The sequence below is a fragment of the Plantactinospora sp. CNZ320 genome (genome assembly GCF_002846275.1).
Genome location: NZ_PJMP01000001.1, coordinates 1,525,967 through 1,541,012, shown reverse-complemented (window position 1 = coordinate 1,541,012; position 15,046 = coordinate 1,525,967). Strand labels below are relative to the sequence as shown.

The window sequence follows — 15,046 nt, the reverse complement described above, 5'->3', positions numbered from 1 at the left end:
GGCGTACTGGTAAACGTTCTGCCCGCTCCTTCGGACCTCGGGGGAGGGGAGGCCCGGGGGCGCGGCGGGAGTCAGAACCGCGGGCCGTGCGGTGGGCGCTCGGTTGCCGGGCCGCTCGGGGCGGAGTCCGCTCCGGGCGGGACGGCCAGCGCCGCGGCGACGAGCACGCGGATCGTGTAGACCACCAGGAAGGTGATCGCTCCGGTGAGCGCCCCGATGCTGATCGAGGTGGACCCGGCGTAACCGGCTGCCGCACCGACCGCACCGAGGAAGATCGCGGTCGAAACACCCCACGGGTTGCCGAGTTCGCCCCGCAGGCGTCGCGGCCAGGGCTCCCGTGTCGGACCGCTCGGTCGCACCGCCGCGCGGGCCCGGACGGGTTCCGGCCGGGTCGGGTTCGGCGCGACCTCACCGGCCAGCGCGGAGGTGCCGGCTGCCGATCCGGGCGGCATCGGCGAGGTGCCGGATATCGGGCCGGTCGGCATCGGCGTGGTGCTGGCGGGCGTCGGCTCCGGTCGGGGCGGCTTGGCCCGGCCGCTCGCCGGACGGGTCGAGACCGTGGCGGTGGCCGTCGCGTTGCCCTCCTTCAGGACCGCCTCCATCGGCATGGTCTTCGCGGGCGAAGCGGCATAGCCGAGCAGGTGCAGCAGGACCTGCTCGGAGTGCGGGCGGGCCAGCGGGTCCTTGGCCAGGCATCGCCGGACCAGGTCGTCGAGCGGGTCGGGCAGCGCGGGCAGGTCGGGTGGTTCGTGGAGCACCCGGTGCATCACGACGGCTATCGAGTCGTTGCCGAACGGTGCCTTGCCGGCCGCCGCGAACACCAGGGTCGCCGCCCAGGCGAAGACGTCGCAAGCCGGACCCACGTTGTTGTCCCGGAACCGTTCCGGCGCCATGTACGGCGCGGTACCCACGATCTGCCGGGTCATCGTCTCGGTGGCGTCGAGCGCGCGGGCGATGCCGAAGTCGATCACCCGAGGACCGTCCGCGCCGAGGATGACGTTGTCCGGCTTGAGATCGCAGTGTACGACGTCGGCCCGGTGGATCGCGGTGAGCGCGGTGGCGGTACCGACGGCCAGCCGGTGCAACGCGTTCCCGGAGATCGGCCCCTGGTCGCGTACCTGCCGGTAGAGGGTGGGGCCGGCGATGAACTCGCTGACCACGTACGGCGTGTCGCCGTCCACCTCGGCGTGCAGGATCTGCGCGGTGCAGAAGGGCGCGACCTGCCGGGCGGCGGCGATCTCCCTGACGAACCGGGTCTTGGCCTTCGGGTCGTGGCGCAGGTCAACGTTGATCATTTTGATCGCGACGTGCTGCCCGGTGCCGTCGCGCCCCAGGTAGACGACGCCCTGGCCGCCCATGCCGAGCCGGCCGAGCACCTGGTAGGGGCCGATCGCGCGCGGATCGTGCGAACTCAACGGTGTGCTGTTCGGCGTCGCCGCTGCCCACTGTGCCAATCCGACTCCCCGATCCGACGACCGACCACCCGCACGCGGTGAAAGGTCATGGTGCCATGCCGGTGCGACGCAGCGGTCTGCGGCGTTACCGCACTCCATCCACTCGGGACGACAGCGGGCGAGGTCGATCAGTCGGAGCGGTGAGGCCGGTTCCCTACCGGGCGGACGGCACCGGCAGGCCCGCCTCGTAGCCGACCGCGAACGCTTCCAGGGCGGCGTCGGTGCCGGCTCGGTCACCGGTGGCGAGCAGGTCGAGCAGCAGGCCCCGGATCACCGCCAGGCCGAGCCGGGCGTGCGTGCGGGCCACCTCGGCGGGTACGCCCCGGCGGGCGGCCAGCTCGACGTTCAGGTCCAGCCAACTGTCCACCACGCCCTCCAGCAGTGCCGTGGTGCCCGGATGCCCCTGCACCGCCTGGCCGTACAGCTCGAAGAAGAGCCGCTCGTACGGCCACAGCGCCGGGTCGGCCAGCCGCCGCCACATGCTCCGGATCACCTCCGCCGGCTGGGTCGCCGGATTGAACTCCAGTGTGGAAAGCGCGGCACGCTGCCGGTTCTCGATCTCCCGCACCACCTCGACGAGCAGCCCCTCCTTAGAGCCGAAGTGATAGATCAGCATCCGGTGGCTGGTGCCGAGGTCCGCCGCCAACCGGCGCAGGCTCAGCCCGCCGACACCCTGCTCGGCGATCCGCTCGACGACCCGGGAGAGCAGTTGTTCGCGTACTTCAGCAGGCATGTACCATACGGTACATGTACCAGGTGGTACACGAATCGGGGAGGGTGCGGACGATGGCACGAGAAGAGATCGACGTGAGGGTGCACACCACGGCCAGCCCGGCGGTGGTCTACGCGCTGCTGGTCGACGGCGCCGGCTGGCCCGGCTGGTCGCCGCTGGACTCCTTCGAGTTGGAGCGCCCCGGCCCGGACGAGCCGGAGGGGGTCGGTGCGATCCGGGTCTTCCGGACCGGTCGGGTGACCAGCCGCGAGCGGGTGGTCGAACGGGTGCCGGACCGCCGGTTCAGCTACGAACTGGTCTCCGGGATGCCGCTGCGCGGCTACCGGGCCGACGTCGACCTCACCCCGGAGCGCGGTGGCACCTCGATCCGCTGGCACTCCACCTTCACCGCCAAGGTGCCGGGCACCGGCTGGATCTACCGGCGGACGCTGCACCGGTTCATCGGCCAGGTCGCGGCCGGCCTCGCCGCGCACGCCGCCACCCTGGCAGCCGGTGACCACCCGCCGGCCGAGCGTACGGGTCTGCGTGGTCGCGATGCCGGGGTCAATTAGTATGGCGCCGGCTATCCGGAGCGTAACCGTGTGATCCCTGCTCACCGGCGGCGCTCCGTCGTCGGCGCAGCGGGCATTTCGTGGAGGATCACATGAGCACCGGGACCGAGACTTTCGAGTTCCAGGCCGAGGCGCGTCAGCTACTCCAGCTGATGGTCCATTCGATCTATTCGAACAAGGACATCTTCCTGCGGGAACTCATCTCCAACGCCTCCGACGCGTTGGACAAACTGCGGCTGGCGGCATTCGCCGACAAGGATCTGGAGGTCGACACCTCCGACCTGCACATCGTCATCGAGGTCGACCGGGAGGCGCGTACCCTGACCGTCCGGGACAACGGCATCGGGATGTCCCGGGACGAGGTCGTCATCCTGATCGGCACCATCGCCAAGTCCGGCACGGCGGAACTCCTGGAGAAGATCAGGGAGTCCAAGGACGCGGCCGGTTCGCAGGACCTGATCGGGCAGTTCGGCGTCGGCTTCTACTCCAGCTTCATGGTCGCCGACAAGGTGACCCTGCTGACCCGGCGGGCCGGTGAGTCCACCGCGACCCGCTGGGAATCCGACGGCGGCGCCACCTATGTCGTCGAGACCGTCGACGAGGCGCCGCAGGGCACCTCGGTGACAGTGCACCTGCGGCCGGAGGACGCCGAGGACCAGCTCTTCGACTACACCGCCGAGTGGAAGATCCGGGAGATCGTCAAGCGCTACTCGGACTTCATCGCCTGGCCGATCCGGATGACGGTCGAGCGGACCGACAACGACGGCAAGACGACCACCGAGGTCGAGACGCTCAACTCGATGAAGGCGCTCTGGGCGCGGTCGAAGGACGACGTCAAGGAAGACGAGTACAAGGAGTTCTACCGGCACCTCAGCCACGACTGGACGGACCCGCTGGAGACCATCCACATGCGGGCCGAGGGGACCTTCGAGTACGAGTCGCTGCTCTTCATCCCGTCCCGCGCCCCGTTCGACCTCTTCATGCGGGGCGCCAAGCGCGGTGTGCAGCTCTACGTCAAGCGGGTCTTCATCATGGACGACTGCCAGGAGCTGATGCCGGAGTACCTGCGCTTCGTCAAGGGTGTGGTGGACGCGCAGGACCTGTCGTTGAACATCTCCCGGGAGATCCTCCAGAAGGACCGGCACATCCAGTTGATGCGCCGCCGGCTGGTCAAGAAGGTGCTCTCCACGGTCAAGGAGATGCAGGCGAACGACGCGGAGCGCTACCGCACCTTCTGGTCGGAGTTCGGCCGGGCGGTCAAGGAGGGCCTGCTCGACGACTTCGACAACCAGAAGACGATCCTGGAGATCGCCTCCTTCGCCTCCACCCACGACCCGGAGCAGTTGACCACCCTCGCCCAGTACGTCGAGCGGATGAAGGAGGGGCAGACCGACATCTACTACTCCACCGGCGAGTCCCGCACCATCGAGAACTCGCCGCACATGGAGGCGTTCCGGGCCAAGGGCTACGAGGTACTGCTGCTGACCGACCCGATCGACGAGATGTGGGTCTCCTCGGTGCCGGAGTTCGAGGGGAAGAAGTTCCAGTCCATCGCCAAGGGGCAGGTCGACCTCGGTTCCGAGGAGGAGAAGGAGAACGCCGGCGCGGAGCGGGAGCAGCAGGAGAAGGACTTCGCCGACCTGCTCGGCTGGTTGACCACCCAGCTCGCCGAGAACGTCAAGGAGGTACGCCTGTCGTCCCGGCTGACCACCTCACCGGCCTGCATCGTCGGCGACGCCCAGGACATGACTCCCACCCTGGAGAAGATGTACCGGGCGATGGGGCAGGAGATGCCGGCCGTGAAGCGGATCCTGGAACTCAACCCGACGCATCCGCTGGTCAGCGGGCTGCGCGAGGCGCACGCGGAGCGCAGCGAGGACCCGGCCGTCGCCGAGACCGCCGAGCTGCTCTACGGGATGGCGCTGCTCGCCGAGGGCGGCGAACTCGGCGACCCGGCCCGGTTCACCAGGCTGCTCGCCGAGCGACTCGCGCGTACCCTCTGAGCCCGCGCTTGGTGGCCCGGGTCGCTGGGTAAGACCCGGGCCATGACCAGCACGATGACCGCCGAGTCCGCCGCCGCGCCGACGCCCGGACCAGCCGTGACCCCGGCCCAGGTGGCCCGGGTCGCGGTCGTGGCACACCGGAAGAAGTCCCTCGGCGGCGGGCTCGACGAACTCCGCTCCCGGCTGCGTGGCGCCGGGGTCGAGGACCTGCTCTGGTACGAGGTGCCGAAGAGCCGCAAAGCACCGAAGAAGGTACGCAAGGCGCTCGACAAGGGCGCCGAGCTGATCTTCGTCTGGGGCGGGGACGGCATGGTGCAGCGCTGCTCGGACGCGATGGCCGGCTCGGACGCGGCCCTGGCGATCCTGCCCGCCGGCACGGCGAACCTGCTCGCCAGCAACCTCGGCATCCCCGAGGACCTGGCCGAGGCGGTCCGGATCGGGCTGACCGGGCCGCGTCGGCGGCTCGACCTGGGACGGCTCGATGGCGAGCACTTCGCGGTGATGGCCGGTGCGGGTTTCGACGGGGAGATGATCCGGGACGCGGACCGCGACCTGAAGGATCGACTCGGCCGGGTGGCGTACCTCTGGACCGGGCTGCGGCACGTCCGCACCGAGACGACGCACATGCGGATCCGGGTGGACGGTGCGGACTGGTTCGAGGGGGAGGCGAGCTGCGTACTCTTCGGCAACGTCGGCACGATCACCGGCGGCATTCCGGCCTTCGACGACGCCCGTCCCGACGACGGCTGCCTGGAGGTCGGCGTGGCGACCGCCAGCGGCGTGCTGGACTGGATCCGCACCCTCGGCCAGATGGCGGTGGGCCGTTCCGACGACTCGCCGTTCGTCCGGATCACCCGGGGCCGGAAGATCAATGTCCGGTTCGCCGAGCCGATGACCTACGAGCTGGACGGCGGCGCCCGGGACCGGGTCAAGCGGCTGAAGGCCCGGATAGCCCCGGGTGCGCTGACGGTCTGCGTACCCGAGCAGGAAGCCTGACCGGGGCGCGGCCGGCGGTGGGTCAGTGGGCGGAGCCGGCCAGCCGGTCGTCGTCGGCCCGCCGGCCCCGCAGCCGGGCCGGCAGGTCGAGGATCGAGTCGAGTCGGCGGTCCTCCGGCACCGGCGCGCGGCGGTCCGGGTCGATCAGGTACGCCCGGATCCCGGCCCGCTCGGGTCCGCAGAAATCGGGCCGGTAGCTGTCGCCGACGAAGACCGCCGAACCAGCGTCGATGCCGAGGGTCTCCAGCGCGGTGGCGTAGATCCGCGGATGGGGCTTGCACCAGCCCAGCTCCACCGAGGCGACGACGGCGTCGAAGTACTCCGTCAACCCCATCGCCGCGAGGTGGCCGGGGACCAGCCCAGGCTGGTGTGTGTTGGTGACGACCGCGAGCCGGTGGTCGCGGTGCAGGTCGCGTACGAGTTCGGGGACGCCGGGGAGGTAGCGCACCCCGGTGTTCCACTCGCGGACGTACTCCCGGACGAACGCGTCGGCGTCCTCCGGAGCCGGCGAGCGGCCGAGGAGGTCGGTCAGGAAGACCGTGCCGACCTCGATCATGGAGAACTCGGAGTCGTTCTCGGCGCTGCGCCTGTCGAACTCGGCGAAGGTCGCCGACCAGGCGGTCAGGTATTCGGCGTAGTCGAGGTCGACGCCGAGCCGCCGGAGTAGTGCGTGTGAGCCCGGATAGCCCTGCTCGGTGCGGCTGGCCGAATAGGCGACCAGGGTGCCGAAGAAGTCGAAGAGGATGTGGCTGGGGCCGGCGGCAGGCATCGGGAAATTATCCCATCCGGCCGCGACCCCGCCCCGGCCCGGCACCGGGGGAAAACCCGTCGATCCGCCGCTGACCTGGTGCGTATAGTCTGGCTGCCCGGTGCGGCCGGGCGGCCCGGGATCAGAGTCGGGACGCCGGTCAGCGGGGTCGGTCAGAGTCGCTGGGGAGGTCGTCGCGTCCAGGGAAGCCGAGCGCAGACTCATCGCCTCGAACAAGAAGGCCCGGCACGAGTACGCGGTGCTGAAGACGTACGAGGCGGGGATCGTGCTGCGCGGCACGGAGGTCAAGTCGCTGCGGGCCGGGCAGGCGTCGCTCGTCGACGCGTTCGCCCAGGAGCGCGACGGCGAACTCTGGCTCTACGGGCTGCACATCGCGGAGTACGCCTACGGGACCTGGACGAACCACCAGCCGAAGCGGATGCGGAAACTGCTGCTCCGCCGAGTGGAGATCAACAAGATCCTGGATCGGATCCGTGATCCCGGGCTGACCCTGGTGCCGCTGGCACTGTATTTCTCCAACGGCTGGGCCAAGGTCGAACTCGGGGTGGCCCGAGGCAAGCGCTCCTACGACAAGCGCCAGGCGCTTGCCGAGCGGGACGCCAACCGGGAGATCGCCCGGGAGTTGGGCCGGCACCTCAAGGGCAACTCCCAGCGGCACCGGGCTACCCGTCGCTCCTGACCCGGGCCAGGAAGCCGGCGAGGTTGGCGGTGGTGCGTTCGATCCGCTCCGCCAGCGTGATCGTCTCGTCGAGGCGCCGGCCGGCGTCCTTCTTTCCGCGCAGATAGAGCGGACAGGCCAGGTCGGTGCAGAGGTAGGCGCCGACGGAGTTGCCCTGCCGCCCCTCCCGTCCGGCCTTGCGGGCGGTCATCAGCGAGACGCCGTCGCCGGTGTGGGTGGTCAGGCAGAGCGAGCACATGCTGCGCCGGACCCGCCCGGTCCGCGGCGCCACCCGCAGCGCCACGCCGACGAGCCCGTCGCCGGACTCGGCGACCAGATAGGCCCGCTCGTCGGCGGCCGGATCCCGCCAGCCGAAGAAGTCGAGGTCGGCCCAGGCACGCTCGTCGAGGTCCCTGGGCACGGCGAGACGCTTCGCCTCGCCCTTCGTGCAGTTGACGAAGGAGGCGCGGATGGCCGGTTCGGTCAGGGGTACCATAGGATCCAGCCTAATATCTCTAGGCAACCGAATAACGATCCTAGGCGTGAGGTGTGGCACATGACGCGCGCGGGACTCACCACCGAGCGGCTGACCCTGGCGGCGGCGGAGCTGGCCGACGAGGTCGGCTTCGCCAACCTGACCATCTCGGCGCTGGCCCGCCGCTTCGGTGTCAAGGACGCCAGCCTCTACTCCCACGTCCGCAACGCCCGCGACCTGCGGGTCAGGGTCGCGGCACTGGCCCTGACCGAACTCGCCGACCGGGCCGCCGCCGCGCTCGCCGGTCGCGCCGGCCGGGACGCGCTGGCGGCCTTCGCCGACGCCTACCGGGACTACGCGAAGCGACACCCCGGCAGGTACGCGGCGGCACAGTTCGAGCTCGATCCGCAGACGGACACGGTGGCCGCCGACGCGGCCCGCCGGCACGCCGAGCTGACCCGGGCGATCCTGCGCGGCTACCGGCTGGCCGAACCCGACCAGACCGATGCGGTACGCATGCTGCACAGCACCTTCCACGGCTACGTGAGCCTGGAGCGGGCCGGTGGATTCCGGCACCACCCCCGCCCGGTCGACGACTCCTGGGCCAGGACGGTGGATGCCGTCGACGCCGTCCTGCGGAACTGGCCGGCCGGGTGAGTGCCGTCGACGGTGAGCCGCCCGCGCAACCGGGGTGGGCGCGACCGCACCCTATATTTGTCCGCAGCCGAACCCGCCCACCCGGTCCCGACGTCCGGCAGCGGCGGGCGCGGGGGAGGCGCCGACAGAAGCCGGAGGTGGCCGTTGCCAAGCCTGCTGAGGTGGGAATCCGACGCCGGGTGGGCCGGGCAGCGCTGGGTGACGAGCTGGGCGTCGATGCCGCAGCTCGCCGAGCCGGAGAACACGCCGCCGCCACCGTTCACCGGGCACGACCGGATGCTGGCCGACAGCACGCTCCGGCAGACCGTCCGGATGTCGGTGGCCGGATCGCGGGTCCGGCTGCGCCTCTCCAACGCCTTCGGCGGGGCACCGCTGCCGGTCACCGCCGCCACGGTCGCGCTGCCGGCGGAGGGCAGGGCCGGGGTCAGCGCGATCCAGCCCGGCAGCGCGCGCCCGGTGACCTTCAGCGGGCGGGACTCGGTGACCGTACCGGTCGGTGCGCAGTTCGTCTCCGACCCGGTCGACATCGCCGTACCGGCCCGGGCCAACCTCACCGTGACGCTCTATCTCGGCCAGGGGCTCGCCTCGGACCGGATCACCGCACATCCCGGATCCCGGACCACCTCACACCTGCGGCACGGTAACCATGTCGCGGCGTCGACCCTGCCCGGTGCCACAGCGGTCGACCACTGGTACCTGCTCAGTGGCGTCGAGGTGCCGGCCGGGCCGGACACCAGGGTCGCGGTGCTGCTCGGTGACTCGTTGACCGACGGGCGGGGCTCCACCACCAACGCCAACGACCGCTGGCCCGACCAACTCGCCGACCGGTTGCACGGGTACGACCCGACCCGGCAGGTCGCGGTGGTGAACCAGGCGGCCGGTGGCAACCGGGTACTCGCCGACGGGCTCGGGCCGAACGCACTGGCCCGGCTGGACCGGGACGTACTCGCGCAGAGCGGCGTCACCTGGCTGGTGGTGTTCGAGGGGGTCAACGACATCGGCACCGCCGAGGCCACCGAGACCGCCCAGCGCAACGTCACCGAGGATCTCCGCACCGCGTACGACCAGATCGTCACCCGGGCGCACGCGCAGCAGATCCGGGTGTACGGCGCCACGCTGACCCCGTTCGGCGGGCACTGCGACTACGACGACCCGAACGGGCTGCGGGAAGCCACCCGACAGGCCCTCAACAGGTGGATCCGGGACAGTGGCCGGTTCGACGCAGTGCTCGACTTCGACCGGGCCGTACGGGATCCGGCGGAGCCGCGTCGACTGCTTCCGGCCGCCGACACCGGCGACCACCTGCACCTCAACCCGACCGGCTACCGGCTGCTCGCCGACGCCGTACCGGCCAGGCTGTTCCACTGAACGGTTCGCCGTGACCTGGATCAGCCGACGCGCAGCCAGCCCGGGTTCGACCCCGGGGTGAGCGCCTCCAGCCAGGCGGCCGGCGCCGTCTCGTGCTCGGCGGCGATCGGCGCCGGCCCGCCGAGGGCGCGCTGCCAGTCGGGTGCGGTCGCGCCACTCAGCGCCCGCCGCCAGGAGACCGCCCGGCCGACCTTCGCCACCCGCAGCGCCAACCGGACCGAGTGGCGCAGCTCGGCACGGTCCCGCAGGTCGGTCCAGGGTTCCAGGTAGGCGTCCCGGAGTCGGGACAGCTCCGGACCGGCCGGATCCACCCCGAGCTGGTCGGCGGCGACGTTCAGCGCCACGAGCAGGCTGCCGAACGGGTGCGCGAGGCAGGCGTCGCCCCAGTCGAAGAAGCGCATTCCGGCGGCACCGACGAAAACGTTGCCGTCGTGCAGGTCGTCGTGCTGGATCGACGCCGGCAGCCCGTCCGCGTCGAGTTCGGCGCACCAGCGGTCGTACTCGGGAAGGAGCGCGACCAGGGCGGCCCGGTGCGGCTCCGCGAGCCGGACCGCCGGATCGGCCAGCAGCCCGGCCAGCGCGGCCGGCATCCGGGCCGGTCGCAGGTCCGGCACGCCGAGCCCGACCAGGCGGTCGGCGTGCGGGGCCACCACCCGCTGGAGACCGGCGTACGTCCGGAGCAGCTCCGCCCAGCGGGCCGGGTCGGGTCGCCCGGTCAGCTCCCGCAGGATCGTCCCGCCGTCCGGGCCGAGCAGCCAGCCCTGGTCGCGATCCACCGCGAGCGGCGCCACGACCAACTCCGGCACCAACTCCGCCAGGGCCTCGACCACCCCCGCCTCGAAGGCGTTCGTCGGCACGTTCGCCTTGAACCACATCCGGCCGGCGCTGGTCTGCACCCGCCGGATGATCGACCAGGCGCGCACCCGCTCGGTCTGCACCGCAGCCAGCCCGGCGATACCCCGTTCGGCCAGCCGGTCCGTGATCCATGCGTCGCTCTCGGCGCGCCAGCCGGCGTCGAGTCGATCCTCGGCCGAGGGTTCTACGGTCACGCTGCCACGCTAACGGCATCGCCGGGCGGACGGCCGGCAGCCACCTGAGCGACCGGCGGGGGCGGCCAGGCGGGCTGGTTCCGGGCCGCCGGGGCCCAGCGGGGGGCGGTCGGCGCGGAGACTGTCGAGCTGGGTGCATGGGCGGGGCACCGAAGCCGGGGCCCCCACCCGCACCCGACCCGCCGTCAGGTTCCAGCCCGAAGAGGCATATTCGGCCTGGCGTGTCGCACGAGTAGGCGAGCGACGGTCCGGGTATGGATCGCGGCATGAGCGAAGAGACGAGTGACCGGGTCGAGAACCGGGCCGCCCACCTGCTGCCGGAGGAACGTTCCGTGGGCAGCGACGACCCGGAGGCGCAGGCCGCCGCGGTGCTGGCCGACTCCGACCGGCGCGAGGCGGGCGCGGCGGTGCTGGCCGAGACCGACCCGGGGACCACGGAGTCGGAACGCCGCATCGCCGAGGCGGCGGCCGCCCCGGACTCGTTCCTGGAACGGCGCACCTCGGAGCAGACGGTGACCCCGGACCGGGACGTGGCGCCGGAGCAGACCGCCGCCACGGGGCAGGCGACGACCCCGGAGCCGCCGGACTGACAGGAGATCAGACCAGCGGGAACTCGTCGAAGAGCAGCACCGGGGCGTCCGGGTCGCGGGTGTCGAACCGATAGGACCGGACCACCCCGGCGGTCGAGTCCAGGACCGAGAAGACCGTGATGTCGTTGCTCGCCACGTAGGGCAGTGGGGCACCGGTCGGCCCGGCCAGCGGCGCGACGCTCGGAACGACAGGCGTCAACCCGCCCGGATCACCCTGCCGGACGTGCTCCGGCCCCGCCGGCAGGTTCCGGGCGGCACCTGACGACACGTCGTACGCGCCGTAGCTGTTGCCGACGTTCGAGGTCTCCAGCCAGTTGACCCCGGCCGGATTCCGGAACCGGTTCCACAGGTGGGCGTGACCGTTGAGCACCAGGTGCACTCCGGTGGCGCAGAAGAGCGGTTCGAGGTCGCGCAGGATGTGGTCCTCGGCCAGCGGGTACGCGTACCGGACCGCGCTGACCTCCCCGGTGTCCGGATCACGCCCCACCGTCTGCACCGGATCGGTGAACGGCGGTGTCGAGTTGTCGCCGAGCCCGTGACCGGGATGGTGGAACATCACCACCCGGTACCGCGCCGCGCGGGCCTCGGCCGAGGTCAGCTCCTGTTCGAGCCAGCGGTACTGCGCGGAGCCCCGATGCACCGGCTCGAAGATGAACTGGCCGTGCCCCCACCGCTCGGGGTGGGCCAGGTCGGCCGGATCCTCCTGGAACTTGCCCCGCCCGACCGGCACGTGCGGGCGCCAGATCGAGGTGACGAAGAGCGTCACCAGGTGCACGTCGCCGATCGTCCGGGACCACCAGCGGGGGCCACCGGCCGCACTGCGCGGGTACGGGAACAGCTCCTCGTACGTCGTGACGTCCCAGGAGCGCAGCCGCAGTTCCGCCTCGTCCGGCTCACCCGCCTCGGCTGGCCTGTCCGCGCCCTGCGCCCGGCAGCGCTGCCGGGCCACCTCCCTCGGCTGCGGGTCGTTGAACTGGCTGTCCAGGCTGGCCGTCTCGGACCACCGGCCCATCACCTCGTGGTTGCCGATCGCCGGGAAGATCGGGGTGTGCTGCAACAGCGGTGCACCCGAATAGGTCCGGCCGGCGATCGGGGTCCGCGCCCGCCCGGTCATCCCGGCGAAGAAGGCGGGACCGGTGGTCGCGTCGAACCAGTCGCTGGCCCGGTCGCCGACGTTGACCATGTCGCCGGCCATCAGCACCCCGTCCAGCCGTACGCCGACCGTCTCGGCCACCTTCTCCAGGTTGGCCGCCGTCATCGCCTTGAGCTGGTGGTCACTGCTGAGCAGCAGCCGTACCCCCGATCCGGCCGGCGCCGCCGGAGCCAGCGAGTACGCCGCCGTGACGGTGACCCGGTCTCCGTGCGCCGCGACCACCCGGTACGGCGTGCGGCCGGGCGCCAGCCTGGTGACCCGGGCCAGGTGCCGGTACACCGGGCGGCGGGTCACCGTCGGAGCGCCGCGGCCGGACACCTCGTGTCGGGCGTCCTCCCGGGTGCGGGAGAGCGGCTGGGTCCGCGCCTCGAACCGCCGCCACCCGGGGCCGGACGGCTGGTCGCCGGAGGCGGCGTCCCGGGCCTGTCGGGGCGACATCCCGGTTACCTCCGGGCCGGCCAGCACGCACCCGCCGGTGCCGGGCTCCTCGGTGTGCCAGACGACCCAGACATCGTCGGGACCCGGATCCAGCAGGTACGGCTCGCAGAGCAGCGGTGCGGCGGTCATCGCACGTGATCTTCCGTCATCGCGGGACAGTCAACCACCCGACCGGCCGGGGTCAGCCGAACGGGTCCCAGTGGCTGGCCCGGGCCACCACCTTCCACCCGCCGGCTCAGTGGCCGCCTTCCTCCACACAGAAGACGTTGCCCTCGGTGTCGGCCAGTACGACGTACCGGAGGCGGGTCCCTGGGGGCTCCGGGTCGTCATCGCCGGGGTAGTGCGGCCAGTCGACCCGGCGGGCGCCGAGTGCGACGAGCCGGTCGACCTCCTCGTCCAGGTCGCGGTCGTCGGCTCTGAGGTCGAGGTGGATCCGGGGGAACTGCTCGGCAGGGCTCTCGCTGACGTCCAGCGCGATGGCGCTGCCGGGGACCCCGGGCGGCGGTTCGAGGACGATCCAGTCGTCGCCGGGGTACCGGGGTGGCCGGCGCACGTAGCCGAGCGCCTGCCGCCAGAATTCTCCGGCCCGCTTGTCGTCGGTGACCCCGAGCGAGATCTGACTGATCATCGTCATGCCGGGATGCTAACCGGAGGACAACAGTGTGGCGCGGCGGCCAATGGCCGCCGCGCCACAGGAGCGGTGTTCCGGTGTTCGGGTCAGTCCGCGTCGCGAATCACCGTCGGCACCGCATCCCACCCCACCCAGGGTCAGCCTGTTGAGCAGCTCGCGGTGGGTGTGGTGTTGTTGCCGTTCTTGTAGAGCGTGATCCCGAAGTTGTTGCCGTTGCCGTTCGGGCGTGCCGTGAGGGTGCCACTTGAGCCGCTGACCGACGCGTTCCAGCTGTTCTGCAGGCTCTGGCCGCCGTTGGTGCGGATGGTGACGACCCAGTTGCTCGCACCGCTGACCGAGAAGGTCGTGTTGAACCGGTCGCTCCAGTCCTCGGCACGGCTGACGCTGACCGAGCAGTTACCGCCGCCCGGCGGGTTGGTCGGGCCGGTGGTGGGACCGGGGCCGGGATCACTGCCGCCGCCCTCCCGGACCGTGATGTCGGAGCTTCCCTGGCTCTGGTAGCCCTCGGTCGCCATCACCTGGTAGGCCCAGCTGCTGCCGAGGTTGAGGCCGGCGCGCGCCCAGGCGTCCATGTGGTTGCCGAAGGTGATCGTGCCGCTGCTGCGCTTCTGCTGCCGGACGCTCCAGTACTGGTAGAACGTGGCGGTACCGTCGATCGACGGCTGGTTGACCCGCTGGCTGCGGAGGATGTCGTAGGTGCCACCGTCGGTGGTCACCGTGCCCAGCCGGGTGGCGCCGCTGCTCGGGTTGTAGCTACCGAAGTTCTCCACGACGTAGTACTCGATGAGCGGGTTCCGCGTCCATCCGTACAGGGCGAGGTAGGTGTTGTTGTTACCCGGGTTGTACGTACCCGAGTAGCTGACCGTCCGCCGGCCGCCGCTGGACCAGCCCTTGCCGCCGACCCAGTTGTTGGTGCTCCTGCTCCACGAGCTGGAGTACCGCCCGTTCTCGCGCAGCACCATGCAGGCGTCGCCGCTGTCCTTCCAGAACGAGAAGTAGAACCCGTTGTGCGAGCCGGTGGTGTTCGAGCAGACTTGCCGGTCGGCCTCGGCGTGCGCGCTGGGCGCGAGCACCGTGCCGCTGACCGTCAGCGCCAGGGCACAGGCGGCTCCGAAGAGCAGCCGGATGCCGCGCTTTCTCGGTCTGGTGGGGGTGTGGTGCGTGTCGTTCATCTAGTTGCTTCCTCCTCGTGGTGGCTGGCGGGGGCCAGCGGCGCGGTACGACCCGGCAGGGCGGTCAGCCCCCGGTAACGGGCACCGGGCACCGGCGTCGTACGGCGCGGTGGTGGTGGGCCGGTCGTCGCGCGGTCGACAACCGGAGGAGCGGAACGTGCCGTTAAGCCATCGACAGTGGTGGAGGTCTGCCGATGGCGTCAGTATTGGTCGGCCTCCGGTCACATGTCAACGCTTCCCGGAAATATTGCGGAAACCTTCTGCTGTCAACGATTCGGCCCGGGGTTGTCTATGCAGGTCAGAGGGTTGGCTGACCGGTCGGGACAGTGGTCCGTCGACCGAAAAGACA

14 protein-coding genes and 1 pseudogene are annotated in these 15,046 nt (G+C 71.2%); 7 read left to right on the top strand and 8 right to left on the bottom strand.

Going from position 1 to position 15,046, the window contains the following annotated elements; translation table 11 throughout:
• Positions 1-71: 71 nt before the first annotated feature.
• Together CLT71_RS06655 and CLT71_RS06650 are read right to left on the bottom strand one after the other, a co-directional pair.
• Entirely contained in the window at positions 72-1,454 is a 1,383-nt protein-coding gene (locus CLT71_RS06655) for a serine/threonine protein kinase (protein ID WP_158242187.1), read from the bottom strand.
• A 154-nt stretch (positions 1,455-1,608) separates the two neighbouring features.
• Positions 1,609-2,187, bottom strand: a complete 579-nt coding sequence (locus tag CLT71_RS06650; RefSeq protein WP_101366331.1) for a TetR/AcrR family transcriptional regulator — start codon at positions 2,185-2,187, stop codon at positions 1,609-1,611.
• A gap of 53 nt (positions 2,188-2,240) precedes the next feature.
• Here CLT71_RS06650 and CLT71_RS06645 point away from each other — a divergent pair, with 53 nt between their 5' ends.
• From CLT71_RS06645 to CLT71_RS06635, 3 genes are all read left to right on the top strand, one after another.
• Positions 2,241-2,738, top strand: a complete 498-nt coding sequence (locus CLT71_RS06645; RefSeq protein WP_101371210.1) for an SRPBCC family protein — start codon at positions 2,241-2,243, stop codon at positions 2,736-2,738.
• 92 nt (positions 2,739-2,830) lie between these two features.
• A complete protein-coding gene (gene htpG, locus CLT71_RS06640) occupies positions 2,831-4,741 on the top strand; it encodes a molecular chaperone HtpG (protein WP_101366330.1) in 1,911 nt (636 codons plus the stop codon).
• A 42-nt stretch (positions 4,742-4,783) separates the two neighbouring features.
• Positions 4,784-5,737 carry a diacylglycerol/lipid kinase family protein gene (locus CLT71_RS06635; protein ID WP_486483097.1) on the top strand — a complete coding sequence of 318 codons (954 nt, stop codon included), beginning with the start codon at positions 4,784-4,786 and terminating at the stop codon, positions 5,735-5,737.
• A 22-nt stretch (positions 5,738-5,759) separates the two neighbouring features.
• Here CLT71_RS06635 and CLT71_RS06630 read toward each other — a convergent pair whose 3' ends face one another.
• On the bottom strand, positions 5,760-6,506 hold the full coding sequence (locus CLT71_RS06630; protein ID WP_158242186.1) for an HAD family hydrolase: 747 nt from the start codon (positions 6,504-6,506) through the stop codon (positions 5,760-5,762).
• A gap of 181 nt (positions 6,507-6,687) precedes the next feature.
• Here CLT71_RS06630 and smpB point away from each other — a divergent pair.
• A pseudogene (gene smpB / locus CLT71_RS06625) lies at positions 6,688-7,185 on the top strand (SsrA-binding protein SmpB); the annotation flags it as partial.
• Here the strand turns inward: smpB and CLT71_RS06620 are convergent.
• The gene (locus tag CLT71_RS06620; RefSeq protein WP_101366328.1) at positions 7,169-7,660 is read right to left on the bottom strand and encodes an FBP domain-containing protein; all 492 of its coding nucleotides are present in this window, start codon (positions 7,658-7,660) and stop codon (positions 7,169-7,171) included. The pseudogene smpB and the gene CLT71_RS06620 overlap by 17 nt on opposite strands.
• A gap of 60 nt (positions 7,661-7,720) precedes the next feature.
• Here CLT71_RS06620 and CLT71_RS06615 point away from each other — a divergent pair, with 60 nt between their 5' ends.
• Positions 7,721-8,296 carry a TetR/AcrR family transcriptional regulator gene (locus CLT71_RS06615; RefSeq protein ID WP_101366327.1) on the top strand — a complete coding sequence of 192 codons (576 nt, stop codon included), beginning with the start codon at positions 7,721-7,723 and terminating at the stop codon, positions 8,294-8,296.
• 144 nt (positions 8,297-8,440) lie between these two features.
• Entirely contained in the window at positions 8,441-9,664 is a 1,224-nt protein-coding gene (locus CLT71_RS06610; RefSeq protein WP_486483096.1) for an SGNH/GDSL hydrolase family protein, read from the top strand.
• 20 nt (positions 9,665-9,684) lie between these two features.
• On the opposite strand, the gene CLT71_RS06605 is transcribed toward CLT71_RS06610, so the two are convergent.
• The gene (locus CLT71_RS06605; protein ID WP_101366325.1) at positions 9,685-10,713 is read right to left on the bottom strand and encodes a phosphotransferase; all 1,029 of its coding nucleotides are present in this window, start codon (positions 10,711-10,713) and stop codon (positions 9,685-9,687) included.
• A 266-nt stretch (positions 10,714-10,979) separates the two neighbouring features.
• Here CLT71_RS06605 and CLT71_RS06600 point away from each other — a divergent pair, with 266 nt between their 5' ends.
• Positions 10,980-11,303, top strand: coding sequence for a hypothetical protein (locus tag CLT71_RS06600; protein WP_486483095.1), 324 nt, complete (start codon positions 10,980-10,982; stop codon positions 11,301-11,303).
• A 7-nt stretch (positions 11,304-11,310) separates the two neighbouring features.
• Here the strand turns inward: CLT71_RS06600 and CLT71_RS06595 are convergent, their stop codons facing one another.
• The 3 genes from CLT71_RS06595 to CLT71_RS06585 all read right to left on the bottom strand — a co-directional run bounded on the left by CLT71_RS06595 (position 11,311) and on the right by CLT71_RS06585 (position 14,697).
• A complete protein-coding gene (locus CLT71_RS06595) occupies positions 11,311-13,023 on the bottom strand; it encodes a metallophosphoesterase (protein ID WP_101366324.1) in 1,713 nt (570 codons plus the stop codon).
• A gap of 106 nt (positions 13,024-13,129) precedes the next feature.
• Positions 13,130-13,528, bottom strand: coding sequence for a VOC family protein (locus CLT71_RS06590; protein WP_101366323.1), 399 nt, complete (start codon positions 13,526-13,528; stop codon positions 13,130-13,132).
• A gap of 134 nt (positions 13,529-13,662) precedes the next feature.
• Positions 13,663-14,697, bottom strand: coding sequence for a glycoside hydrolase family 11 protein (locus CLT71_RS06585; protein WP_101366322.1), 1,035 nt, complete (start codon positions 14,695-14,697; stop codon positions 13,663-13,665).
• Positions 14,698-15,046 lie beyond the last annotated feature (349 nt).